Source organism: Dactylosporangium sp. CA-152071, from assembly GCF_050936335.1.
Classification (GTDB): domain Bacteria; phylum Actinomycetota; class Actinomycetes; order Mycobacteriales; family Micromonosporaceae; genus Dactylosporangium; species Dactylosporangium maewongense.
On record NZ_JBNJMZ010000001.1, the window covers coordinates 6,251,411 to 6,273,273 of the forward strand.

Consider the following 21,863-nt stretch of genomic DNA (forward strand, 5'->3'; position numbering starts at 1 on the left):
GCCATGGACCTCACAGGCCACGACGTGGTGCTCGTGACGCTGGACTCGTGCCGGTACGACACGGCCGTCGCCGCGCAAACCCCGAACTTGGACCGGCTCAGCCGACTGCTGCGGGCGGAGACCTCCGGCACCTACACGCTGCCCGCGCACACCGCCTTCTTCACCGGCAACCTGCCCCGCCCTCTCGAGGGTGGCTATCCGCTCGGTCCCCACACTGTCGCCGCGATCTGGCGGTCGATGGCCGCCCGGCCGACGTCACGAACGGTCGGCATCGACTTCAACGGTCGGACCCTCATGGACCACTACCGAGCAAGCGGCTTCACGGTCATCGGAGCAGGTGGTGTGACGTTCTTCGACCCGGCAGAGCCCAACAACTGCCTGCCCGGCCTGTTCGACCAATTCCACTACTTCGGGCGCACCAATCGCGATGCCGGATCGCCAGCTGCCCGGGTGGCCAGCCGAAGCGACAATCTCACCTTGACGCATGCCGCCGAGCTGGGACGGCTATGCCGAGGCCAGGACCGGTTCTTTCTGTTCGTCAACTGCCCGAGCACCCACATCCCGTACACCACACCCGACAACCCACTCACACCCGCCGTGGTACCGCTGCTGGAACGGCTCTACGAGCTCCACGACAGTAAGCGCAGCGATCCGGCCGCCTTCTCGGAGGCCGAAGTCGGTGTCCTGCTCGGCTTGCAGAGGCAGGCGCTGGAGTGGGCCGATAGGCAACTGGGCTCGCTGTTCGGCAGCCTCGCCGGCCGGCGGGTGTTGGTCGTCGTCTGCGCTGACCACGGCGACGAGTTCGGCGAAGCGGGACGCTACGGGCATGCCCACGCCCACCCGACGATCACGACGGTGCCGCTGTGGTGCGGCTTGCTCGGCCGGTGACGTCGTGCCGCCCCTACCCTGGTTGCAGCATCCAGCGCTCGCCCGGCTTCACGGTGACGTACACACCCGGATCGGGATCTCGCCGAACAACCGGTCATTCCGCGTCGGCGTATTGCGTACCCATCTACTCACAGCTCTGCTGGGCCATGCCGTGGCGGAGCATCTCGGCACGACTGCGTACATCCATCTTCGCTGCGACGACACCGACAGCCAGCGGGCCGACATGACCAACCTCCCCGAACTGCTGGAGGAGGTAGGGCATGTCGCCGACATCGCCACGGCGCCTGTCCTACTGCACCAAAGCGAACGCGGCGATCGGTACCAGACGGCTGTCGAACAGCTCAACCGACTGGGAGTGCTCGACTGGGCCGTCGGCATGCCCTACCTGAACCTGGACGCCGCAGACCGAGTCGTACCACCTGTCTCCGGCACGGCAGTGGTGGTGAACATGTCGCTGTCCAATCACCGGCCCCGGAACCGGGTTCCGCTGACGCGGTCCGACGGCACGGCGTTATGGCATCTCGCATCCGTCGTCGACGACGTCGACCTCGGCATCAATCTGATCGTGCGCGGCACCGACAAGATCGACGCGGTGGGCATTCAGCACCGGCTGTGGCAACTGCTCGGCGGTGGGCAGCCTGTGGCCTACATGTTCGTGCCGAAGTTGCGGGATGCCAACGTGACCCCGGTCCGCGTCGTAGACCTGACATCGGCACTCATCCGCCCGTCTGCGATCCGGTGGTACCTGACCGAGCCCTACCTCACCGAGGGCCGGCCGCCGCAGAACTTCCAGCATCTGGTCGAGCGGCTGAGACCTACTCTGCCGGTCCCCCGTGACTCGTCGTTCGACCTGGCCAGGCTGGCGGCATTCGATCGGAAGATGTCCGCTGTGCTGGGGCCGGCGGCTGGCGCTCGCGAACTGATGCGGATCGTCGGCACGGAACACCGTGGCCTGGTCGACCGAGTCTGCGCCGAGCATCGTCGGCCGCTCACCGACCAGGTCGCGGCTTACCGGAGCCTCACACAGCAGCGAGTTCCGCCGCAGCACGCAGCCGGTTCAACGTCCGAGCCCGGCCCAGTACTTCCAGCGACTCGAACAACGGCAGCCCCACCGACCGGCCGGTAACCGCCACCCGGACCGGCGCCTGTGCCTTGCCCAGCTTCAGCCCGTGCGCCTCGCCTACCGTCAACAATGCGGTCTTCAACTGCTCCGCATCCCACGTCGGCAACGCCTCGAACGCAGCGATGACGTCGCCCAACACCCTGGCGTCCTTACTCGCCTTCGCCCACGACGCCGCATCCATCTCAACCGTGTCGAGGAACAGGAAGTCGACGTTCGGCACGATCTCGGCCAGCAGACCAATGCGGGTCTGAGCCAGCGGCGCGACCGCGGCGAACACTGCCGGGTCGTATGCGTCCGACTGCCACGGTGGCTTCGTGATCCCGAACCCGGCCTCCGCCTTCTGCTCCGCGGTCACGAACGGTCCGATCAGCCATGGCGCGCACGCCTCGACGAAGTCCTCCACGCTCAACGCCCGGATGTACTCGCCGTTGAACGCTGTCAGCTTCTTCACGTCGAAGAACGCCGGCGCCGAGTTCACCTGGTCGAGACGGAACTCCTCCTCGATCACCGACCACGGCACGATCTCACGGTCACCGGAAGGAGCCCAGCCGAGCAGCATCAAGTAGTTGCGCATCGCCGCGGCGAGGAAACCTTCATCGCGGTACATCTCCAACGCGACCTTGTCGCGCCGCTTCGACAGCTTCTGCCGCCGCTCGTTGACCAGGATCGGCGTATGCGCCCACGTCGGCGGCCGGTGCCCGAGCGCCTCCCACAGCAACTGCTGCTTCGGCGCATTCGGCAGATGCTCCTCCGCCCGGATCACGTGCGTGATCCCCATGGTGACGTCATCCACCACGTTCGCCAGCAGGAACACCGGCGATCCGTTGCCACGAGCGATGACGAAGTCCTCGATCAGCTTGTTCTCGAACGTCGGCTCGCCGCGCACCAGGTCATGTACCACGGTCTCGCCCTCGTCCGGAGTGCGGAACCGCAACGCCCGACCGTCGGCAGCGGCAAGATCACGGCTGCGGCAGTACCCGTCGTAACCCGCGTACTGACTGCCTGAACGGGCCTGGACATCCTCACGGGTGCAGTCGCAGTAATACGCTCGGCCGGTGTCGAACAGCTGCAGGGCCGCTTTCGCGTGCTCAGCCGCGTACTCCGACTGCAGCAGCGGACCCTCGTAGTCATCAGGACCGACGCCGAGCCAGGCCATCGCCCGGATGATGCCCTCGGTCCACTCCGGCCGTGAACGTTCCGCGTCGGTGTCCTCGATCCGCAGCACCAACGTCCCGCCCGACTGTCGCGCAACCACCGAATTCAGCAGCAACGACCGGGCATTACCGACGTGGAACATACCCGTCGGGGACGGCGCGAACCGCACACGAATCGCGGAATCAGACATACCTACCAGCGTATCTGTATCAACGATGGCTCCGCACCCGACATCCTCACTCGCCGTCCTGCAACTCATCCCGCGTCGATGCACCGGATGTCCGTCTACGCCAACGACCTGGGCGGTCCCAATCAGCTGGTCGTACTTGCCGGCGGCGTCGGTATGCCGTGAGATCGGCGACGCCGGGGGCATGTTCAAAACCGATGACGATCGGCTGTTCGGGCGATGCATGGCAAGAACCATCTATCGACTGCCGAAGATCTGGCGGAGCACCTGTCTGGGTGTCCGCCGGGCACATGCCGTATGCGAGTTCGTACAGGCGAACGAGGGTGCCGGCAGCCGAGAGCGCGTGGTCACAGCGCTCGATAAGGTCTGGCGTTGGCCGACGCTGGGCCTTCTCGATCTTGCCGAGGAGGTCGCCGGAGACGTGCACGGCGGAACCGAGTCGAGCGAGGGAGTATCCCCGTAGCAGCCGCCAGGCGCGCACTTCGGCCCCGAGGTAGTGAAGAGAAGACTCGAAGGGCTTGAGTTCGGACGATATCTGCGCCAACTCTTCTCCTCCAGCCAATCTCGAATCGAGCTGAAATCGCGCAACCTCAGGCAGAGGATCCGTCGCAGTCTTCGGCAAGACTGGCGATCCATCACCCCTCTCGTAGTCTCGCGTTTACGGCTGGTGACATGGAACGATGTGGCTGTCTCCAGGCTGCTCCAAATCGAAGGATCGCTGGACCGTGGATGATCTCGGCGGGACACTGAGGCGGGCTCGGCAAGCCGCCGGGCTGAGCTTGGCCGGGATGGCGAAACGCACCGGGTTCTCCCGTAGCTACCTCGGCAATGCAGAGACCGGCGAGCGGGCAGTAACGCCCGCACTGATCCGGGCGTACCAGAAGGTGGTGGGGGACGATTTGAACAGGCGCGAGCTGTTGATCGGCGCCGTGTCCACGCTCGTGGCAGGTGGTGTGCCCGACGAGGCAAGCGACATCGCTGCGAGCGTCCGGGCCGAGCGGTATCACGTGCTCGCCTCTGCGCAGACCTCGCACGCCGTCGACAAGACCATCGCCGCGCTCGTCGCACGGGACACGCCGAGCTTGGCCGCGCTGACGAAGTGGGCGCAGAAGGGCAAGCCGGTGCTGCGGGTCAACGCCTCGGGCATCCTGGCGAAAATCGGCTCCCCGGTCCTGGACGGGCAGGTCGCCCGCCAGCTCGTCGCCGACGTCGAGGTACGCGAGTTGTACCTCACCGCGGTGGTCTCCCGCGTGCTCGGACTGCCGTGGGAGGACGCCGGTCACCTCGTCCGCAGCGGCTCTCCGCTGGCCGAGCAGCGCCAGCTCGACGCGCTCACCGCAGAAGTCACCAACGCAACCGACGCGGGTGCCCGCTGGTGTTCGATCGTGCTGCTGGCCCGGACCAGGCCGGAGGCGTCTGCGGTCGTAGACCACGCCCTCGCGGGCGCCCTGAAGACCGAGACCAGCAGCGAGCACTTACGCGCCATCGGCTACACACTTGCCGGTCTCGACCCCACTGCTGTCTAGGAGGAGTTCGGTGTTCATTGCCCATGTCGGTCGTGACCAGGAAGTGCTGGCCTCCATCACAAAACAGGCGGCAGAGCGGGGGGTCACCGACGCTGCGCTCACGTTGATCGGCGCGGTGCAGGAGTGCACGGTATCGGTCATGCCGAAAGGCGACCCGCTCGACGACATCATTTCTGACTACGATCAGCCGTTCGAGCTGACCGGCACCGGCGAGATCACCGATGGCAAGGTCCACATCCACGTCACACTTGGCGGTGACGGGGTCGTTGTCGCCGGTCACCTGCACAAGGCGATGGTCCGCGATTGGTTCGTCCGAGCCTATGTACAGCCGCTGAGTTGAGCCCAGCTCACACCACGCCGACCTGCACGGCGATTGTTGCAGGTCTTGGCCGACGCTGTGGCAAGGTGCGCCAGCCTGCTCCGTGAGGCACGGCGCCGTAGTGGATCTCTAGCCAGCAGAAGCTATCCGGCGCCGACGGTACGCGGCGATGTTGACCACCTCTGCCGTACCGCCATCTGTTTGAGCCGCCCAATCCGGATACGTTGGCCTCCCGGTACTGGAAATGCTGACTCCTGCTGGCGCGGGCGCTTCCGGTTTGCTGTCCAATCTACGAAGTCCGCGGCGGGTCAGGCCGTGCAGGCGCCTGAGGGCGCCTCCGGCATCGAGCACGTCGTCGCACCGCGCGATGAGGTCGTCAGCTGGCCTACGTTGGGCCTTCTCAATCTTGCCCAGCAAGTCACCCGAGACATGCACCTCACTTCCAAGCCGTGCCAAGGAGTACCCCCGAAGCAGCCGCCAAGCACGCAGTTCGGCGCCAAGGTAGTGCCGCAGCGAAGCGAAGGGTTGCAGCTCAGCCGATGCCTGCGCCATGTCGGATACCTCCTGCCAGTTTGCTCGTTGCTCGCGGTACAAGCGGATGGCGTAGCCCGCTACAGTTCGTCGCCAGACGCCGGCACCTTCCGTGTAAAACTTCTTGAGACGGGCCGGCCCGCCGTGTCGACCGCCAAGTTTGACCAGGTCACACTCCGGCGCGATGGCAGTACTCGCAGAAGAAGTTGCACCTGCTGGTCAGATGCCAGTCGAACCCCACTCCCAGAGTGGAGGCGCCTGGGTCATCGCCGAGGTGCGCATGCCGGGTCTCCGCTCGCGTCGAGGCTGTCACCCGCCGGCGCAGCCGGAGGCGGTACGCCAGCGGGGTACGTCCAGCACATCCCGATCCGGGAGCTGCGGGGAGGCCATCAAACCGTCAAGAACGTCAATTGCGGTGCCCGTCGATCGATACAATCCGCTACCCTCGCGGTACCGTCAGTCGATCGCGGGAGGATCGGTGGCCGCTCCGTCGGATCGCACCAACCACGCGATCGCTGCGCACCTGGCCGAGGCGGGCCTGACGCCCCGAGGGCTGGCCCGTGAACTCAACCGGCTGTTCGGCGCGGGCACCCTGGCCGAGACCGCCCCCTACCACTGGCGCGACGCCGGCGGCGTACCGCGCAGCCCACTGCCAGCGCTGACCGCGTACGTCATCTCCCGCCGGCTCGGACGGGTCATCACCACTCGTGACCTCTGGCCCGGGCACAACGAGGTCGCGGATGGCACGCTGGTACTCGAGGCCAGCGCAGGCATGGACGGACCCTGGGTACCCGCAAGCACCACGCGGATCGCGGAAGACTGGCTGCTGGGAGGGCTGGTGGACCGCCGACTGTTCCTGTCCGTCTCCGGCGCGGCCCTCGCCCGTGCAGTCGGGGTGTACCTGGACGCCCAGTTCGGCACCGGGTCCGCCGGACTTCCCGCCACGTCGGCCGACGACCCGCTCGTCGACCAGATCGAAGCCAGCGTTCCCCGCCTGCAACTACTCGACGACGAACGAGGCGGCGCCGCCGGCCTGAACTACGTCGGCGCGCAGATGAGAGCCGTGCTGCTCGTACTCCGCGACGGCGGACACACCGACGGCGTACGTCGCCGACTTCTGCATGCACTCGCCGACCTGGCCCAACTGGCCGGCTGGAAGGCCATCGACGCATCCCAGCCCGGACTGGCGCAGCGATATCTCTTCACCGGGCTCCGCGCCGCCCACGAGGCCGGATACCGGGCGATGGAAGCCCACATCCTGGCCGACCTGTCGTTCCAGGCCGCGTCACTCGGCGACGCGGGCGACGGCGTCGTGCTCGGCGAGGCTGCGTGGCGCACCGCAGACAGGTCCGCCGCCAGCGTCCAAGCATCGGTGCAGTCGCGACTCGCCTACGCCTACGCTGCGGCCGGACGGCCACAAAACTGCGAGCGAAGTTGGCAGGACTCACACGAACACCTCGCCCGGCGCCACCCCGACCGCGACCCGCCGTGGATGTACTACCTCACTGCCAACCATCTCGACTGCCAGGCCGGATACGCCATGATCCTCGCCGGACGTCATGCTGTCGCCGAGGGAGCCGGCGCGGACGGACGTGGACTGCTCCGCAAAGGCGCCGCTCTGCTGCGCACCGGCGCGTACGCACGGCGACCCGACGTTCCGTACCAGCGCCGAGCGCTTTACGAAGGTGCCTGGCTCGCCCTGGCCTACACTGCCCACGGCAAGCTCGACGACGCGTGCGCGGTCGCCGAACTCGCCCTGCCCCGCCTGGGCCAGGTTCGCTCACCCCGCAGTACCGCCCTGCTCAACACCCTGGCGACCGAGCTACGCCGCCGCAAACGCAACCACGCCGTCGGCGAGTTCCTGCCAGCACTGGAGACCGCCCTCCGCAACCAGGCCGTCGAACGACTACCGTCAACGCCGTGAACCAGGGCAGGCCTGACGCGATCGTGATCGGCGCCGGCGTCTCCGGACTGACCACCGCCATCTGCCTCGCCGAAGCCGGTGTCCGCGTCGTCATCTGGACGGCTGAGCCCACTGAGGAGACCACCTCGATGGCCGCCGGCGCGATGTGGGGCCCGTACCACGTCGAACCCCTCGACCGGGTGCAGGCATGGGGCGCCGCCACCCTCGACATCCTGAGACGCCTCACCGATGAGCCGGACACGGGGGTGCGCCTCGTCTCCGGCATCGAAGCCGCACGGGAGCCGGTCGACCCACCGGCCTGGGGCGACCAACTCGACGGATTCCGTATGTGCGCAGCGGGCGAGCTCCCGCCTGGGTTTGCCGCTGGCTGGCGGTACACCGCGCCGCTCGTGGACATGCCGACCTATCTGGGATACCTGCGGCGGCGGCTCTCTGCCACGGGCGGTCAGATCGAGCGGAGGCGGGTCACGGCCTTGACGGAGGCAGTCGCAGAGGCGCCGGTCGTCGTCAACTGCACGGGCATCGGGGCCCGTGATCTCGTGCCCGACCCGGACCTCTTTCCCGTTCGAGGCCAACTCGTCGTTGTCGAGAATCCGGGGCTCACGGAGTTTTTCTCCGAGGACACAGGCTCATCGCCTGACCTGCTGCACTACTACCCGCACGGCGACAACCTTGTGCTCGGCGGCACCGCTCAGCCAGATCTGTGGCGCCGCGAACCCGATCCCGAGACCGCGGCTGCGATCGTGCATCGATGCGCCGAGGTCGAGCCTCGTTTGCGCAATGCACGGATCGTTGCGCACCGCGTCGGCCTTCGACCCACTCGGGGGCAGGTCCGCGTCGAACGCCACGACATGCACGGGGTCTGCGTCGTCCACAACTACGGTCACGGTGGCGCCGGTGTCACGTTGTCGTGGGGGTGCGCCGCCGATGCAGCCGCTTTCACGATCGCCGCGCTGACTTACTGCAAGCCCCAGTGATCTTGCGTAGAAGCGGTGTTCCGGCGGTGCCCCGTCAACGGTTCGGGGTTACCGCGTCGACGAGCGCGACCCAGTTCGCCTCGATAAACGCCTTGACGACCGCGGGTTTCAGGTCAACAGGCAGCGCACCGCTTCCGCCGGGCACCAGTGGGTCGAGGTCGTAGCGACCGCGGCCTGGTTCGAGGTATTCCGGTCCGCAGCGCCGGTCAGGGTCAAGGTGCCGCAAGCGGCACACGAAGAAGTGCTGCACGGCGACGCCAGTGTCCCCGATCGGGTCGGAGACCAGAAATACCTGCTGCACGTGGCTGACCTCGGCACCGAGTTCCTCCCGCAACTCCCGGGCCAGGGCGTGCTCCACCGATCCGTCGCCGGGCTCGACACCGCCGCCAGGCGTCGTCCAGTACGGCTCCCACCCCGGCTTCGTCCGACGAATCAGCAGCAGCCGTCCGTTGTCGATGAGGATGCCGCGGGCTACGCGTCTGACGACCTCGTTCATCGGAATCTCCTGAACTCATCGGCGGGGTCGCCTGACGCCCCACCTGCCCCTGCGGTCACGACGGCTCAGGTGGATCACCCTGAGCGTGGGGTGCGGATCGGCGTCGCGCCCGGAACCCCGCTACGGCGGTACGCCGACCCGGACGAGCCGGACACTATGGTCACCGAGCCGAAGCGGACCTCAGCTCGGCTGGGTTCGGAACCTGCTCTGCAAACCGTCCCGCGTCAATAGCTTCGGCCGACCACCGCGACAACGTCGACGGCGTCAGGGTCCGCCGGTACGGCACCCTCGGCGGTCTGCAGGCAGCGCACGCTGATGGCGTCCGCGGCCAGCGCCCGCTCGCCGTCCACCCCGAGGATCTTCCACGGGATCCTGGCGAACCCCGACCGCGCGGCCTCCCGCGCCTCCTGCAGCGACTCGGTGTCGACCATGCGCGACGCCAACCGCCGGACGGCGTTCTCATGCAGCTCCTGCTGGACGGTGTCCAGCAGCCGCACAACGGTCGTCACCACTTGCCCGACCGGCACCGGCGTCTTGGCGCGGGTGTCCCGGCGGATCGCGCCGACCTCGCCGTCGGTGAGATCGCGGGGGCCGATCTCGATCCGCAGCGGGACGCCTTTGAGCTCCCAGTCCGTCACCCGCCGGCCGAACCCCTGGTCGGTCCGCAGGTCCACCCGGGCCCGTACGCCGGCCGCGGTCAGCTCGACCGTCAGCCGGTGCGCGGCGTCCAGGACCTGCTCGTCGTCCTTGACCGCCAGCACGACCACCTGGATCGGTGCCAGCCGCGGCGGGACGACGAGCCCGTGGTCGTCGCCGTGGCCCATGATCAGACCGCCGATGATGCGGGTGCTGCTGCCCCATGAGGTGGTCCAGCAGTGCTGCCGCTGCCCGGCCGTGTCGGTGTAGGTGATGTCGAACGCCTTCGCGAAGTTCTGCCCCAGCTCGTGGCTCGTCGCCAGCTGCAGCGCCTTACCGTCACCCATCATGGCCTCACAGGACATGGTGTTGACGGCGCCGGCGAACCGTTCCCGTGCGGTCTTCACACCGACCAGCACGGGCATGCCGAGGACGTTCTGCAGGAAGTCCCGGTACACGTCGAGGTGGATGCGCCGCGCGTACGCGGCCGCGTCCTCGGCCGTAGCGTGGGCGGTGTGTCCCTCCTGCCAGAGGAACTCGGTCGTGCGCAGGAACAGCCTCGGCCGCATCTCCCACCTGACCACGTTCGCCCACTGGTTGAGCAGCAGCGGCAGGTCACGGTGGCTCTGCACCCATTTCGACATGAACTCGCCGAACACCGTCTCGCTCGTCGGACGGACGACGAGCGGCTCGGGCAGCGCCTTCCCGCCCGCGTGCGTCACCACGGCGAGTTCCGGGCTGAACCCCTCCACGTGCTGGGCCTCACGCTGCAGGTAGCTCTCCGGGATGAACAACGGCAGGTACACGTTCTCGGCACCGGCGACCTTGATCCGCGTGTCGATCTCCGCCTGGACCCGCTCCCACAGCGAGTAGCCGTACGGACGGATCACCATCGTCCCCCGCACCGGGCCGTTATCGGCGAGTTCCGCCTTGTCCAGCACCTCCTGGTACCAGCGCGGGAAATCTGCGTCCTGGGACGTGAGGACCGAGCCTCGACGAACTGTGGCCATGAGCCACTACGTTAGGTGTCTGGCCGATCGCTCGACAGCGAATAACGTTCCTGCGTGAACAGTGGCTCACGTGAGTGCTGACAACACTCAACCGCTCCAAAACAGACGAGCGACTATCGAGCAACTCAGGTCCACAATGGACAGTCAGTGCCGGTGTTTTGGCTGTTCAGCAGCCATCTGTAATGGCGATGAAGGCGCATTCCCGACGATTAAAAGTCCGCAGCTCTGCCATTGAGCTAGCAGCCCGCGCAGACAGGTTACCTTGTCGGGGCGGGGTGGCACGCATGTGTTTCCCTCTGGATGGCGGGGCAGGTCAGAGGGGGATCTGGTAGAGGATGAAGCCGCGGTTGACGGCGACCTGGTCGTACAAGCGGCGGGCGGTGGCGTTGGTGTGGTGGGTGGACCAGTAGACGCGGTTGCACTGGCGGGCGCGGGCCCAGTCGGCGACGGCGGCGATCAGGGCGCGGGCGACGCCCTGGCCCCGGGCTGACGGGGCGGTGAAGAGGTCCTGCAGGTAGCAGACGTCGTCGGTGGTGGTGCTCGCGTGGACGAGGAAGTGCGCGATGCCGACGAGCTGGCCGTCGAGCTTGGCGCCGAGGGCGTGGATGCGGGTGTCGGCCTGGAAGCCGGCCCACGCGGCGTCGAAGCGGTCAGGCGGCAGGACGCGTTCGTAGAAGGTGTTGTACCCGGTGAAGAGGACCTCCCACGCGGCGCGGTCTTCCGTGGTGAGCGGGGCGACGGTGACCATGGACAGACCCTACAGAAAGGCTGTCCCAGCGTGACGGTGGTGGAGGATGCCGAGGAGACGATCACCGGGGAGCTGCGGCTGCTCGCGATGCTGCTCGGGGCGGTGCTCGGGACGTGGATCGCGTGGACGAGCCCGGAGCACGGGCACGAGCCGCGGTGGGTGCTGTTCGCGGTGCTGGCGGCGGTGCTCGGGGCGGCCAGTGGCGAGGCGTTCGGGTTCGGCGCGGCGCGGTGGCGGGACCTCGGCACGGTGCACCGGGTCCGGCTGTTTCACGTGCTGCACCTGGTGCTCGCGTCGGTGGCGGTGGCGGTCGGCCTGGTGGCGGCCACGCCGTTCGTGCTCGGCGAGCAGGGGCTGACGGGTCGCGGGCTGGCCCTGTCGGCGATCGCGATCTGCGGGGCGCTGCCGTCGGCGGCGACGCTCGGCGCGGTCCATCGGGTGGCCCGGCGCAGGATCGAGGGCTCGCCGGGGCAGCAGCTCAACACCCTGCTCAGCCTGCGGCGGCTGGTGAGCCGGCTGCTCAACCAGCTCGGGTTCCTGGTGCTGCTCGTCACGCTCGTCAACGGCGCGGCCACGGGATGGGGTGCGGAGCTGCCGAAGGCGGCAGTGCTGTTCTCCGGGGCGGTCGCCTCGTTCGTCGTCGGCGTCATGTACGTGCCGGCGAGCACGACGTTGCGCCGCCGGTGCGCGCTGTTCGTCGACCGGAACTTCCCGCTCACGGATGTCGCGCTGGGTGATCTGGTGGACAAGGCCGAGGAGCGGTCGAAGCTGGAGAAGCTGCTCGGCATCGACCAGACGACGTTCGGGGAGCTGCGCAGCGGACTGGTCATCATCAGCCCGTTCGTCGTGAGCGCGCTGGCCGCACTCGTTCCCACGAAGTTCTGAAGACGGAAGAAGCTTCTGAAGGCGGAAGAAGTTCTGAAGATGGAAGAAGTTCTGAAGACGGAAAAGGGGCCCCGGGGGAAGGGGCCCCTTTTCTACGAAGGACTTCAGTTCGAGGCGAACGTGCCCTCGGCGAACGTGGCGTCGAGGCGGGCCTGCAGGGCCTCGAGCTCGTGGAACTCGCTCGAGGACGCCGACTCGGAGCCCTCGGCGGCGAACGTGTGGTCCGTCTCGGCGGCGGAGTGGTCGTAGGAGGTGTAGTCCGACTCCTCGTACTGCGCGCCGGCCGGGGTGGTGTAGGACATGTGGTGGCCCTGGTCGAAGCTGGTGTTCTCGGCCGAGGCGTGGTCCTGCTCGTAGACGCCGAACTGCGAGTCGTAGTTGTTCTCGCTGGCGTCGACCTCGTGCATCTGGTCGAGGGACTCGTGCTGGTCGCCGGTCTCGAACTCGCCGTACTCGCTCATGTCGTTCTCCTTTGTGGAAGTTTATGTGGTGTTCGCTGCGTTCTTGCGATGTGCTGAACACTACGGACGTTCGTCGAAGGTCAACTCCCGGAAACGTGCCACGAGGGGAAGCTTGCTGTGCGGGTGAACGAACTGCTCGTCGAGGGGTACGGGCGACTGCCTGATCTGGTCAGGGCCGCGGTCGAAGGGCTCAGCCCGGAGCAGCTGCGGTGGGCGCCGGCGCCCGGCGCGAACACGGTCGGGTGGCTGGTCTGGCACCTGACGCGGGTCCAGGACGACCACATCGCGGAGCGCATCAACGGCGCCGAGCAGCTGTGGGTGACCGGCGACTGGGCCCCGCGCTTCGGGCTGCGGCAGGACCAGCACGACACCGGCTACGGTCACACGGCCGCGCAGGTCCAGGCGGTGCAGCCGGAAAGCGCCGACGTGTTGATCGAATACTTCGAGGCGGTGTCGGCGCGGACCATCGCGTGGCTGGAGAAGCTCACGGAAGAGGATCTCGACCAGATCGTCGACGAGCGATGGGACCCGCCGGTGACGCTCGGGGTGCGGCTGGTCAGCGTCCTCGACGACGACGCGCAGCACGTGGGCCAGGCGGCCTACGTGAGGGGACTGATTCCCTGACAGGCGGCCGTGAAACGTCATGGAGGACACACGGCCATCACCCGCCGGGAGTGGTGTACTTGATCTGCACGATCCACACCCCTATCGGGAGATGCAGATGGACGAGCGTGCACAAGGACGCCACCGCGTCGTGATCGTCGGCGCCGGCTTCGGCGGACTGTTCGCCACCAAGGCGCTCAAGAACGCGCCGGTCGACGTCACCCTGATCAACGGCACCGCCTACCACCTGTTCCAGCCGCTGCTGTACCAGGTGGCGACCGGCATCCTGTCGGAGGGCGAGATCGCGCCGCCGATCCGGGAGATCCTCAAGCGGCAGGACAACGCGAAGGTGCTGCTCGGCACCGTCACCGAGATCGACCCGGAGGCGAGGACCGTCACGGCGGTCGCGCCCGGGACGAGCTACACCGTGCCGTACGACTCGCTGATCGTCGCCGCCGGCGCGTCGCAGTCCTACTTCGGCAACGACGCGTTCGCCGAGCACGCGCCCGGCATGAAGAGCATCGACGACGCGCTGGAGCTGCGCGGGCGGATCTTCGGCGCGTTCGAGCTCGCCGAGCTGGAGACCGACCCGGCCGCGATCGAGCGGTGGCTGACGTTCGTCGTGGTCGGCGCCGGTCCGACCGGCGTCGAGATGGCCGGCCAGATCGCCGAGCTCGCCCACCGGCACCTGCCGGGGCAGTACCGCAACATCGACCCGAAGCACGCGCGGATCATCCTGATCGACGCGCTCGACACGGTCCTGTCGAGCTTCGGCGACCACCTGTCGACGAAGGCGCTGCGGCAGCTGCACACCATGGGCGTCGAGGTCGAGCTCGGCACGAAGGTCGTCGACGTCGACGAGACCGGCATCGAGGTCGAGACGCGCAACGGGCGGCAGCGGATCGAGTCGATGACGAAGATCTGGGCGGCGGGCGTGGCCGCGCCGTCGCTGTCGACGCAGCTGGCGAAGGCGACGGGAGCCTCGACCGACCGGGCCGGACGGCTGGAGGTCGAGCCGGACTGCACCGTGCCGGGCCACCCGGAGATCTTCGCGATCGGCGACATGATGTCGCTCAACCGGCTGCCGGGCGTCGCGCAGGTCGCGATCCAGAGCGGCCGCCACGCCGCCGGCCAGATCAAGAAGCGGCTCGCCGGCGAGGCGACCGGTCAGCCGTTCAAGTACTTCGACAAGGGCAGCATGGCCACGATCTCGCGCTTCTCGGCGGTGGCGAGCGTCGGCAAGCTGCACTTCTCCGGGATCGTCGGCTGGCTCATGTGGCTCGCCGTGCACCTGCTCTACCTGGTCGGCTTCAAGAACCGGGTCACCGCGGTGCTGCACTGGTTCGTCAGCTTCATCGGCCGCGGCCGCTCGGAGCGGGTCGCCACGTTCCAGCAGGTCTTCGCCCGCCGCGCGCTGCAGGAGTACCGCCAGCACCTGCCGTAACCGTCGGAAGGCAAAGAGAAGGGCGCCCCACTCCCCGGGGCGCCCTCCTGGTCTTCGGCGACTAGCAGCTGAGCGAGCCCGCTCCGACGCCCACGCCGAGGATGCCGACGAAGCGCTGGTACGCCGCGACCCGGCTCTGCACCTGCGCCGGGTTGCGCCCGCCGCACTCGAGGCTGCCGTTGATGCTGCGGATCGTCTCGCCGAACCCGGCGCCGTTGACCATCGCGTTGTGCGGCGTCATCGTGCCCGGGCCGGTCTGCGTGTTCCAGTACCAGAGCGCGGTCTTCATCGCCACGGCCGGGTCGGTCTGCACCAGGTTCGGGTTGCGCAGCAGGTCGATGCCGAGCGCGTCACCGGCGGCCTTGTAGTTGAAGTTCCAGCTGAGCTGGATCGGCCCGCGGCCGTAGTACGCGGCCTGCCCGGCGGGGCAGCCGTACGGCTGGCTCGTGTCGCAGTAGTGCGGGTAGTTCGCGGTGTTCTGCTCCACGATGTACACCAGGCCGCCGGTCTCGTGGTTCACGTTCGCGAGGAACGCCGCCGCCTCCTGCTTGCGCTGGGCGTCCGATCCCGTCTTCGCGAACGCCGGGTAGGCGTTCAGCGCCGCGACGAGGCCGTTGTACGTGTAGAAGGGGTTCCGGTTCGGGAACATCTGGTTGAACTGGGCCTCGCTGACGACGAACGCCCCGTTCGACGGCGGGTTCGTGGTCGGGTTCGGCGGCGGCGTCGTGCCGCCCCCTCCGCCGTTGCAGGTGTACGGGTCCCAGTACCAGGTGCTGATCGTCGGGCTGTACCCCGGGTTGTCGTGCTCGGCGATGTAGTACTTACCGTCGGTGAACTTCACGATGTCACCGGTCACGTAGTTGCGACCCTGCACCCACGCCGGGAAGCTGCACCCGCCCGCGGACCCGGTCTGCGTCGGCGGCTGCGGCGTGCTCCCGCCGCACGACCCCTGGTCCTGCCACACGCCGGTGTTCCCGGGCGGCGCCTCGTTCTGCGTCCACCACTTGGCGAGGAAGTTGTGCCCGTTCTGCGACACCGTGGCACCCCCGGTGTACACGGCCGACGCCTGCCACGCCGGCGCACAGGTGGCCGCCGACGCCGGCAGCATGTTGAAGACGGCGACGACGCCACCGACGACGGCGGTCGCGGCGAGCCCCGCCCACAGGCGCACTCTGGACACCAGATCACTTCCGTTCAGATCGACGCTGAGCCCCCATCCGACCAGCCACCACCGCGGTACAGGAGCAATCACATCGATTTATGAAGAATCTTTACGGTTCCGCTAACCTCACCTTTCCGAGGTGACTCGGGGTGACGCGGGGTGACCGCGGGGTGGCGTAAAACAATCGCCCGGGCGAGAACGTTGCCGGCGGGGTGAGGCCAGTTGAGTGATTTCCGTCACGCGAGATTCTTTCGCCAAGCTTAGGCGACCTGCTTGGACGGCGCGGTTTCGAGAGGTGCGTCACAGCGGCGGACAGGCAGTACGCTGCGCGGTCTGATCGCCCTGGGTAGGCTGGCCGTCGGTCCCGTCCGACATGGCGCCGCCCCCCGCGGCGCCGGGCGCGACTGCCGCCCAATCGCCGGCTCGACACCGGCGAATCGGGGACCCAACCGCACAGTGGGGTGAATCCGCGGGCAACCGCGGTAGGGGTCGTTCCGTCCCGAACCCGTCAGCTAACCCGGTCGGCGGCCGACGGAAGGAACAACGAGCCAGATGTCATCACGACATCCCGGTCGGCGGATCATCGCCGTCCTGATGACGGCCGCCGTCCTTTTTGGGATGGCCGCCACTCCGGCCGCCGCCGAGCCGGGAGACGACACGGGCGACGAGGGATCCAACGCGTCCCTCGCCCAGGTCCTCGACGAGAGCACGCGCGCGTGGATCGAGGCCAAGGACAAGTACGACGCCTCGGTGAAGAACCAGGCGGACCTGACCGCCAAGCTCGCCCAGACCGAGGCCAACCTCGCCAGGGTCACCGAGCAGGTGTCGGCGATCGCCGTCGCCGCGTACCGGACGGGGCCGCTCACCACGTTCGTGGCGCTGATGGACTCAGGGAGCCCCACCGGCTTCGCGGAGCGGGCCGGCTCGATCGACGAGATCGCCCACCACAACGACAACCTGCTGCGCGAGCTCAACCAGCTGAAGCGGGACCAGGCGGCGCAGAAGACGGCGCTCGAGGGCGAGGTCAAGCTCCAGCAGGAGCAGGTCGCCGTCATGGCCGCGAAGAAGAAGGAAGCCGAGAAGGGCCTGGCCCAGGCGGGCGGGCCGAGCAACGGCTTCGTGTCGGCCAACCTGCCGCTCGCGCAGCCGTCGCCGCGCAACGCCAGCGGCGGCTGGTCCTCGGAGTCGTGCAAGCAGAACGACCCGACCACCAGCGGCTGCATCACGATGCGCACGCTGCACGCGATGCAGCAGGCACAGGCGGCGGGCTTCAAGCGGTTCGTGTCCTGCTACCGGCCGAGCGGGCCGTACGAGCACCCGAAGGGCCGCGCGTGCGACTTCTCGGTGCAGGCCAAGTCGGGCTTCGGTGGCGTCGCCGCCGGTGAGGACAAGGTCTACGGGGCCAACCTGGCGACGTACTTCGTGAAGAACGCGGACCGGCTCGGCGTCATGTACGTCATCTGGTTCAAACAGGTGTGGACACCCGCGGTCGGCTGGCACCACTACAGCGGCGTGGGCGGGGACCCCTCCAGCGACCACACCAACCACGTGCACCTCTCGCTCCTGTAAGCACCGCCAAGACCTCACGTCTGCGTACGGCCGGCCGATAGGGCAACTGTCGACCGGCCGACGCAGGGTGAGGGGATCCGAAGTGAAGCACCGACTCGTGACGCGCAGCGACTTCGACGGCCTGGTGTGCGCCGTCCTGCTGCGTCACCTGGACCTCATCGGCGACATCACGTTCGTGCACCCCAAAGACGTCCAGGACGGCACGGTCGACATCGGACCCGACGACATCCTGACGAACCTGCCCTACGCGCCCGGCGCCCACCTCGTCTTCGACCACCACCACTCGGAGACCCTGCGCAACGCGGGCGAGGACGACCGGAGCAACCACATCATCGACGCGGAGGCCCCGTCGGCGGCCCGCGTCATCTACGACCACTTCGGCGGCGCCGCGCGGTTCCCGAACGTGTCCGACGAGCTGATGGAGGCGGTCGACAAGGCGGACTCCGCCCAGTACGACATCACCGACATCCTGCAGCCGGTCGGCTGGACGCTGATGAACTTCCTCATGGACAGCCGCACGGGACTGGGCCGGTTCCGGCAGTTCCGGATCTCCAACTACCAGCTGATGATGCAGCTCATCGACGCGTGCATCGACCACCAGGACGTCGAGGAGATCCTGGCGCTGCCGGACGTGGCGGAGCGCGCGGAGCTGTTCCGCGAGCAGCAGGAGCTCTTCGTCGACCAGCTGCGGCGGGTGAGCCACCTGGAGGGCGACGTGGTCGTCGTGGACCTCCGGGACGAGGAGGTGATCTACGCCGGCAACCGGTTCATGGTGTACGCGCTGTTCCCCGAGGCCCGGGTCTCCATCCACGTGATCTGGGGCAAGCAGAAGCTCAACACCGTCTTCGCGGTGGGCAAGTCGATCCTCGACCGCACGTCACCGACCGACATCGGCTCGGTGATGCTGCAGTACGGCGGCGGCGGCCACCTCGCGGCCGGCACCTGTCAGGTCCCGCACGACGAGTCCGAGCAGGTCCTGGCCGACATCATCGCGAAGGTCGGCGCCCCGCGCGCCGCGGCGATGAGTTCCGGCGCGTCCTGACGTACACCTTGCATGACCTTCACCATCGCGCTGCCGGTCGCCGACCGCGTGGCCTCCCACGACTTCTACCGCGCCGTCCTCGAAACCGGGCCGATCCAGCCAGGCGGGGACGGCCAGCTAGGCGGGGACGGCCAGCTAGGCGGGGACGGCCAGCCAGGCGGGGACGGCCAGCCGAGCGGGGACGGGCTGCCGGAGCCGCTGCGGTTCGAACTCGCGGACGGCGTCGCCCTGATGCTGGTGCCCGCCGACGGCTTCGCCTGGGCGATCGGCGAGCACGCCGTCGCGCCGGCCGGCACCAGCGAGTGCGTGCTGCACCGGCCGGTGCCCGGGCGCGAGGACGTGCGAGCCGTGATCGAGCGTGCCCGGGCCGCCGGCGGGCGGGTCGTCACCGAGCCCGCCGACCAGCCGTGGGGCTACGCCGGGACCTTCGCCGACCCCGACGGCCACCTGTGGATGGTCATGCCGGAGTTCTAGGCCGCCGCGAGTGCGGCGTTCGCGCGGGCGGTGACCTGCAGCAGGACCCGGCCGGCCGTGTCGAGGTCTTCTGGCGATAAATCACCATAAATCTGCCCGGTGATGGCATTGATCCCGGCGCTGATCTCCTCGTACCGCGAACGGCCCAGGTCGGTGAGGGCGACGTCGCCGGTCAGCAGGCCGGCCGCGAACGCCGCGTCGACGTGGCCGGCGGGGTCGGTTCGGAGGCCGGCCGACATCTGCGCGAGCAGTTCGTCGCGGGTCAGCGGGCCGGCGGCGGTGAGGTTGACGGCGACCCACTGCTCGAACGTGGTGCCGGAGCGGGCGAGCAGGCGGTCGAGGACGGCGCGGGTGGCGCGCTCGGCCTGGCCGAGGATGCGCCCGTTGAGGGTGGTCATGACGGACCTCTTTCCAGAAGGAGGGCTTGCAGGTCCGCGACGAACGCGGCCTGGCGATCGGCGGGCAGCGGCGCGAGCAGCTCCGCCATGAGCTCACGGACGATGCCGACGGCCTCGGCGCTGACCGAGCGGCCGCGGTCGGTGAGCCGCAGCTGCACGGCGCGCGTGTCCGCGGGGTCGGGGAGCCGGTCGAGCAGGCCGGCCGACTCCAGGGTCCGGGCGAGCTTCGAGACGTACAGCGCCTCGAGGCCGGTGTGGTCGGCGAGCCGCCGCTGGCTGGGCAGCTCGGCGCTGCGCGGGTCGTGCTGCAGGCCATACAGGGTGGCCAGCAGCGAATACTGCGCGTGCGTGAGCCCCAGCGGCGCCAGCGCCCGGTCCACGGCGACCTTCCACTTCATGGACAGCCGCCAGACCAGGAACCCGGGTGTAGGACTCATGCCAGAAACTGTACATGGCAATAGTAGCCATGGCTACTAACTACAGCAGCTCCGTGTCGCGCAGCAGGCGCCACAGGCCGGCGCCGTCGGGGGCGCGCAGCCAGCGCTGGGCGGCGTCCGCGGAGGAGGGCAGGCGGCGGGTGCTGCCGACCGGGGTCGGGAAGCCGCCGGCGAGGACGGCCTGGGTCGGCGAGAGGTGCCGGATCGCGACGGCCGCGACGCTGTCGGGGTGCTCGGCGACGAACTCCGCGTAGATCTCGGGGTCGTGCTGGCCGTCGTCGCCGACGAGCAGCCACCGGATGTCGGGGAACTCCGAGGCGAGCCGGGCCAGCGACGCCCGCTTGTGCGCCTGGCCGCTGCGGAAGAACCGGTCGGGCTGCGGGCCCCAGTCGGTCAGCAGGAGCGGGCCCGCCGGGTACAGGTGCCGGGACAGGAACCGGGTGAGCGTCGCCGCCACGTTCCAGGCGCCGGTGGAGAGGTAGAAGACCGGAGCGCCGGGGTTGGCGTTGACCAGCCGCTCGTACAGGACGGCCATCCCCGGCACGGAGGCCCGGGCGTGCTCGTCGAGGACGAACGTGTTCCACGCGGCGAGCAGCGGGCGGGGCAGCGTCGTGACCATGACGGTGTCGTCGACGTCGGACACGATGCCGAAGCGGACGGAGGGGTCGATGATCCTCACCGGCGCCTCGACCGGGGCGCTGTCCTCGCTCTCCAGCGTGACCGTCGCCCAGCCCGGGGCCAGGTCGGCCTCGATGACGGTGTCGATGAAGCCGCCACGGTCGCAGCGGACCTCGCAGGTGCGCCCCCCGGCCGTGATCCGCACGGGCGCGTTGGCCACGGAGACGGCGGTGAACGAGCGCCAGCCACGCAGCTTCTTGAGGCGCCTGCCGGGCTTCGGGTCCAGGCGGGCCAGCAGGACCCGGCCGAGGACGCGGACCCAGCCGGGGGCGCCGTAGCCGGTGTACGGGGTGACGGCGACCTTCCACCCGCGCAGCCGGAGCCGCCGCTCCAGCACGTCGTGGAAGGCGTCCTCGATGCGCGCGGCGCGGTGCAGGCGGACCGGACCTGATGGGGTCAACGACACTGGATCACCCTGTCACAGCGCCCACCCCGCCGCACCAGCACACGTAGGGTGACAATTCCGCGACCGTGGCATAAATCCGGGAGCCTGAACCCCCTGTTCGCTTCTAGCGTTGGTGTTATCAGGAACACACCTTCAAGGGGTCGAGATGGCAACCACGACATTCGAGGCGGTACGAGCCGAGGCACTGTTCGTTTCCAACCTGCAGTGCTCCCAGGCACCAAGGCGGGACGAGATCCGCACCGCGGTGGCGACCACGCTGCGGCGGGTCGGCATCCAGGGCTGCGCGGCGCAGGTCGCGGGCGAGTTCGGCGACCACCCGGACACCGCCGTCGCGCGGATGGCGTGGGCGCTGGCGATGGTCCGCTCGACCTACCCCGTCCGGCGCAACGCACCCAGGTCGATGCCGCTGCTGACGCGCAGCGCGTGAAAATCGAGCGACATGGGTAACGCGCGGGCATGCAGGAACTACACGTCTCTCTGGACGACGCTCAGCTCAGCCCGGCGGCACAGAAGCTGCAGGAGCCTCTCGAAGCCCAGCTGAGCTCGGCGTTGCAGCGCGCCGCCGAGATCGTCGAGCAGGACTACCACGGCGAGTCCGCCGACGAGGTCGCCGCCCGGTTGCTGGAGGTCGCGAGATCGAGCCTTCACCCGGACATCGCCGACGCCTTCGCGCCCGATCGGGCCGAGCTGGAGCAGGCCGCCCGAGTCGTCATCACCGCCGCGCGAAACGCGTAGCTATTTCGCGAATTGCCCCGATTGTGCAACGCAGCAGCTCCACACTGAG

At 68.5% G+C, this 21,863-nt stretch carries 25 protein-coding genes and 1 riboswitch; of the genes, 14 read left to right on the top strand and 11 right to left on the bottom strand.

The genetic code is table 11. The annotated features are described in order from the left end of the window. The first annotated feature begins 3 nt into the window (after positions 1-3). The gene (locus tag ACQEVZ_RS27985) at positions 4-888 is read left to right on the top strand and encodes a sulfatase-like hydrolase/transferase (protein WP_433371766.1); all 885 of its coding nucleotides are present in this window, start codon (positions 4-6) and stop codon (positions 886-888) included. A gap of 22 nt (positions 889-910) precedes the next feature. Further along, on the top strand, positions 911-2,014 hold the full coding sequence (locus ACQEVZ_RS27990) for a hypothetical protein (RefSeq protein WP_433371769.1): 1,104 nt from the start codon (positions 911-913) through the stop codon (positions 2,012-2,014). On the opposite strand, the gene gltX is transcribed toward ACQEVZ_RS27990, so the two are convergent. Then, positions 1,908-3,356 carry a glutamate--tRNA ligase gene (gltX, locus tag ACQEVZ_RS27995; RefSeq protein ID WP_433371772.1) on the bottom strand — a complete coding sequence of 483 codons (1,449 nt, stop codon included), beginning with the start codon at positions 3,354-3,356 and terminating at the stop codon, positions 1,908-1,910. The two genes, ACQEVZ_RS27990 and gltX, sit on opposite strands and share 107 nt — an antisense overlap. A 46-nt stretch (positions 3,357-3,402) precedes the next feature. Continuing rightward, on the bottom strand, positions 3,403-3,975 hold the full coding sequence (locus ACQEVZ_RS28000) for a helix-turn-helix domain-containing protein (protein ID WP_433371775.1): 573 nt from the start codon (positions 3,973-3,975) through the stop codon (positions 3,403-3,405). 58 nt (positions 3,976-4,033) lie between these two features. Between ACQEVZ_RS28000 and ACQEVZ_RS28005 the strand changes: the two genes are divergently transcribed. Continuing rightward, a complete protein-coding gene (locus ACQEVZ_RS28005) occupies positions 4,034-4,879 on the top strand; it encodes a helix-turn-helix domain-containing protein (RefSeq protein ID WP_433371778.1) in 846 nt (281 codons plus the stop codon). A gap of 10 nt (positions 4,880-4,889) precedes the next feature. After that, positions 4,890-5,219 (top strand): PCC domain-containing protein, encoded by a 330-nt coding sequence (locus tag ACQEVZ_RS28010; RefSeq protein WP_433371781.1) that lies wholly within the window; start codon positions 4,890-4,892, stop codon positions 5,217-5,219. A gap of 108 nt (positions 5,220-5,327) precedes the next feature. Here the strand turns inward: ACQEVZ_RS28010 and ACQEVZ_RS28015 are convergent, their stop codons facing one another. Then, positions 5,328-5,750: a helix-turn-helix domain-containing protein gene (locus ACQEVZ_RS28015; RefSeq protein ID WP_433377024.1), complete on the bottom strand. Its 423-nt coding sequence runs from the start codon at positions 5,748-5,750 to the stop codon at positions 5,328-5,330. Positions 5,751-6,207: 457 nt separating this feature from the next. Here ACQEVZ_RS28015 and ACQEVZ_RS28020 point away from each other — a divergent pair, with 457 nt between their 5' ends. Next, entirely contained in the window at positions 6,208-7,653 is a 1,446-nt protein-coding gene (locus ACQEVZ_RS28020; protein WP_433371784.1) for a carph-isopro domain-containing protein, read from the top strand. Further along, positions 7,650-8,630, top strand: a complete 981-nt coding sequence (locus tag ACQEVZ_RS28025; protein ID WP_433371787.1) for an FAD-dependent oxidoreductase — start codon at positions 7,650-7,652, stop codon at positions 8,628-8,630. Before ACQEVZ_RS28020 ends, ACQEVZ_RS28025 begins: the two co-directional genes overlap by 4 nt. A gap of 34 nt (positions 8,631-8,664) precedes the next feature. On the opposite strand, the gene ACQEVZ_RS28030 is transcribed toward ACQEVZ_RS28025, so the two are convergent. The 3 genes from ACQEVZ_RS28030 to ACQEVZ_RS28040 form a co-directional block, all read right to left on the bottom strand. Further along, positions 8,665-9,126: an NUDIX domain-containing protein gene (locus ACQEVZ_RS28030; protein WP_433371790.1), complete on the bottom strand. Its 462-nt coding sequence runs from the start codon at positions 9,124-9,126 to the stop codon at positions 8,665-8,667. 224 nt (positions 9,127-9,350) lie between these two features. Then, on the bottom strand, positions 9,351-10,772 hold the full coding sequence (gene proS / locus ACQEVZ_RS28035; RefSeq protein ID WP_433371793.1) for a proline--tRNA ligase: 1,422 nt from the start codon (positions 10,770-10,772) through the stop codon (positions 9,351-9,353). A 313-nt stretch (positions 10,773-11,085) separates the two neighbouring features. Beyond that, positions 11,086-11,520 carry an N-acetyltransferase family protein gene (locus ACQEVZ_RS28040; protein WP_433371796.1) on the bottom strand — a complete coding sequence of 145 codons (435 nt, stop codon included), beginning with the start codon at positions 11,518-11,520 and terminating at the stop codon, positions 11,086-11,088. Between the two features lie 30 nt (positions 11,521-11,550). Here ACQEVZ_RS28040 and ACQEVZ_RS28045 point away from each other — a divergent pair, with 30 nt between their 5' ends. Further along, positions 11,551-12,405, top strand: coding sequence for a hypothetical protein (locus ACQEVZ_RS28045; RefSeq protein ID WP_344501108.1), 855 nt, complete (start codon positions 11,551-11,553; stop codon positions 12,403-12,405). A gap of 104 nt (positions 12,406-12,509) precedes the next feature. On the opposite strand, the gene ACQEVZ_RS28050 is transcribed toward ACQEVZ_RS28045, so the two are convergent. Then, positions 12,510-12,866, bottom strand: coding sequence for a hypothetical protein (locus ACQEVZ_RS28050; RefSeq protein WP_433371799.1), 357 nt, complete (start codon positions 12,864-12,866; stop codon positions 12,510-12,512). A gap of 117 nt (positions 12,867-12,983) precedes the next feature. Here ACQEVZ_RS28050 and ACQEVZ_RS28055 point away from each other — a divergent pair, with 117 nt between their 5' ends. Next, positions 12,984-13,490, top strand: a complete 507-nt coding sequence (locus tag ACQEVZ_RS28055) for a mycothiol transferase (RefSeq protein WP_344501106.1) — start codon at positions 12,984-12,986, stop codon at positions 13,488-13,490. Between the two features lie 97 nt (positions 13,491-13,587). Continuing rightward, positions 13,588-14,913: an NAD(P)/FAD-dependent oxidoreductase gene (locus ACQEVZ_RS28060; protein ID WP_344501105.1), complete on the top strand. Its 1,326-nt coding sequence runs from the start codon at positions 13,588-13,590 to the stop codon at positions 14,911-14,913. Between the two features lie 61 nt (positions 14,914-14,974). On the opposite strand, the gene ACQEVZ_RS28065 is transcribed toward ACQEVZ_RS28060, so the two are convergent. After that, positions 14,975-16,093, bottom strand: coding sequence for a glycoside hydrolase family 19 protein (locus ACQEVZ_RS28065; protein WP_433371804.1), 1,119 nt, complete (start codon positions 16,091-16,093; stop codon positions 14,975-14,977). A 388-nt stretch (positions 16,094-16,481) separates the two neighbouring features. Then, positions 16,482-16,618, top strand: a riboswitch (cyclic di-AMP (ydaO/yuaA leader). A 9-nt stretch (positions 16,619-16,627) separates the two neighbouring features. Here ACQEVZ_RS28065 and ACQEVZ_RS28070 point away from each other — a divergent pair. From ACQEVZ_RS28070 to ACQEVZ_RS28080, 3 genes are all read left to right on the top strand, one after another. Further along, complete coding sequence (locus tag ACQEVZ_RS28070) at positions 16,628-17,644, top strand: coiled-coil domain-containing protein (protein ID WP_354889985.1); 1,017 nt, start codon at positions 16,628-16,630, stop codon at positions 17,642-17,644. An 82-nt stretch (positions 17,645-17,726) separates the two neighbouring features. Next, positions 17,727-18,686, top strand: coding sequence for an exopolyphosphatase (locus ACQEVZ_RS28075; RefSeq protein WP_433371807.1), 960 nt, complete (start codon positions 17,727-17,729; stop codon positions 18,684-18,686). A 12-nt stretch (positions 18,687-18,698) separates the two neighbouring features. Then, the gene (locus ACQEVZ_RS28080) at positions 18,699-19,160 is read left to right on the top strand and encodes a VOC family protein (RefSeq protein ID WP_433371810.1); all 462 of its coding nucleotides are present in this window, start codon (positions 18,699-18,701) and stop codon (positions 19,158-19,160) included. Here ACQEVZ_RS28080 and ACQEVZ_RS28085 read toward each other — a convergent pair. From ACQEVZ_RS28085 to ACQEVZ_RS28095, 3 genes are read right to left on the bottom strand one after another with little or no spacing between them, the layout of a single operon-like run. Then, positions 19,157-19,558: a hypothetical protein gene (locus ACQEVZ_RS28085; protein WP_344501100.1), complete on the bottom strand. Its 402-nt coding sequence runs from the start codon at positions 19,556-19,558 to the stop codon at positions 19,157-19,159. The two genes, ACQEVZ_RS28080 and ACQEVZ_RS28085, sit on opposite strands and share 4 nt — an antisense overlap. Continuing rightward, positions 19,555-19,995: a MarR family winged helix-turn-helix transcriptional regulator gene (locus tag ACQEVZ_RS28090; protein WP_344501099.1), complete on the bottom strand. Its 441-nt coding sequence runs from the start codon at positions 19,993-19,995 to the stop codon at positions 19,555-19,557. The genes ACQEVZ_RS28085 and ACQEVZ_RS28090 overlap by 4 nt, the downstream gene beginning before the upstream one ends. Positions 19,996-20,035: 40 nt before the next feature. Then, positions 20,036-21,079 carry an App1 family protein gene (locus ACQEVZ_RS28095; protein WP_433371815.1) on the bottom strand — a complete coding sequence of 348 codons (1,044 nt, stop codon included), beginning with the start codon at positions 21,077-21,079 and terminating at the stop codon, positions 20,036-20,038. A 145-nt stretch (positions 21,080-21,224) separates the two neighbouring features. Between ACQEVZ_RS28095 and ACQEVZ_RS28100 the strand changes: the two genes are divergently transcribed. Both ACQEVZ_RS28100 and ACQEVZ_RS28105 read left to right on the top strand, forming a co-directional pair. Then, positions 21,225-21,506 (top strand): hypothetical protein, encoded by a 282-nt coding sequence (locus ACQEVZ_RS28100; RefSeq protein WP_344501097.1) that lies wholly within the window; start codon positions 21,225-21,227, stop codon positions 21,504-21,506. A 29-nt stretch (positions 21,507-21,535) separates the two neighbouring features. Then, on the top strand, positions 21,536-21,814 hold the full coding sequence (locus ACQEVZ_RS28105; protein WP_433371819.1) for a hypothetical protein: 279 nt from the start codon (positions 21,536-21,538) through the stop codon (positions 21,812-21,814). The last annotated feature ends 49 nt before the right edge of the window (positions 21,815-21,863 follow it).

Coding starts and splice junctions, on each gene's coding strand:
- ACQEVZ_RS27985 (WP_433371766.1), top strand. CDS start 4: ATGGACCTCACAGGCCACGACGTGGTGCTCGTGACGCTGGACTCGTGC.
- gltX (WP_433371772.1), bottom strand. CDS start 3,356: ATGTCTGATTCCGCGATTCGTGTGCGGTTCGCGCCGTCCCCGACGGGT.
- ACQEVZ_RS28005 (WP_433371778.1), top strand. CDS start 4,034: ATGTGGCTGTCTCCAGGCTGCTCCAAATCGAAGGATCGCTGGACCGTG.
- ACQEVZ_RS28015 (WP_433377024.1), bottom strand. CDS start 5,750: ATGGCGCAGGCATCGGCTGAGCTGCAACCCTTCGCTTCGCTGCGGCAC.
- ACQEVZ_RS28030 (WP_433371790.1), bottom strand. CDS start 9,126: ATGAACGAGGTCGTCAGACGCGTAGCCCGCGGCATCCTCATCGACAAC.
- proS (WP_433371793.1), bottom strand. CDS start 10,772: ATGGCCACAGTTCGTCGAGGCTCGGTCCTCACGTCCCAGGACGCAGAT.
- ACQEVZ_RS28040 (WP_433371796.1), bottom strand. CDS start 11,520: ATGGTCACCGTCGCCCCGCTCACCACGGAAGACCGCGCCGCGTGGGAG.
- ACQEVZ_RS28050 (WP_433371799.1), bottom strand. CDS start 12,866: ATGAGCGAGTACGGCGAGTTCGAGACCGGCGACCAGCACGAGTCCCTC.
- ACQEVZ_RS28060 (WP_344501105.1), top strand. CDS start 13,588: ATGGACGAGCGTGCACAAGGACGCCACCGCGTCGTGATCGTCGGCGCC.
- ACQEVZ_RS28070 (WP_354889985.1), top strand. CDS start 16,628: ATGTCATCACGACATCCCGGTCGGCGGATCATCGCCGTCCTGATGACG.
- ACQEVZ_RS28080 (WP_433371810.1), top strand. CDS start 18,699: ATGACCTTCACCATCGCGCTGCCGGTCGCCGACCGCGTGGCCTCCCAC.
- ACQEVZ_RS28085 (WP_344501100.1), bottom strand. CDS start 19,558: ATGACCACCCTCAACGGGCGCATCCTCGGCCAGGCCGAGCGCGCCACC.
- ACQEVZ_RS28090 (WP_344501099.1), bottom strand. CDS start 19,995: ATGAGTCCTACACCCGGGTTCCTGGTCTGGCGGCTGTCCATGAAGTGG.
- ACQEVZ_RS28100 (WP_344501097.1), top strand. CDS start 21,225: ATGGCAACCACGACATTCGAGGCGGTACGAGCCGAGGCACTGTTCGTT.
- ACQEVZ_RS28105 (WP_433371819.1), top strand. CDS start 21,536: ATGCAGGAACTACACGTCTCTCTGGACGACGCTCAGCTCAGCCCGGCG.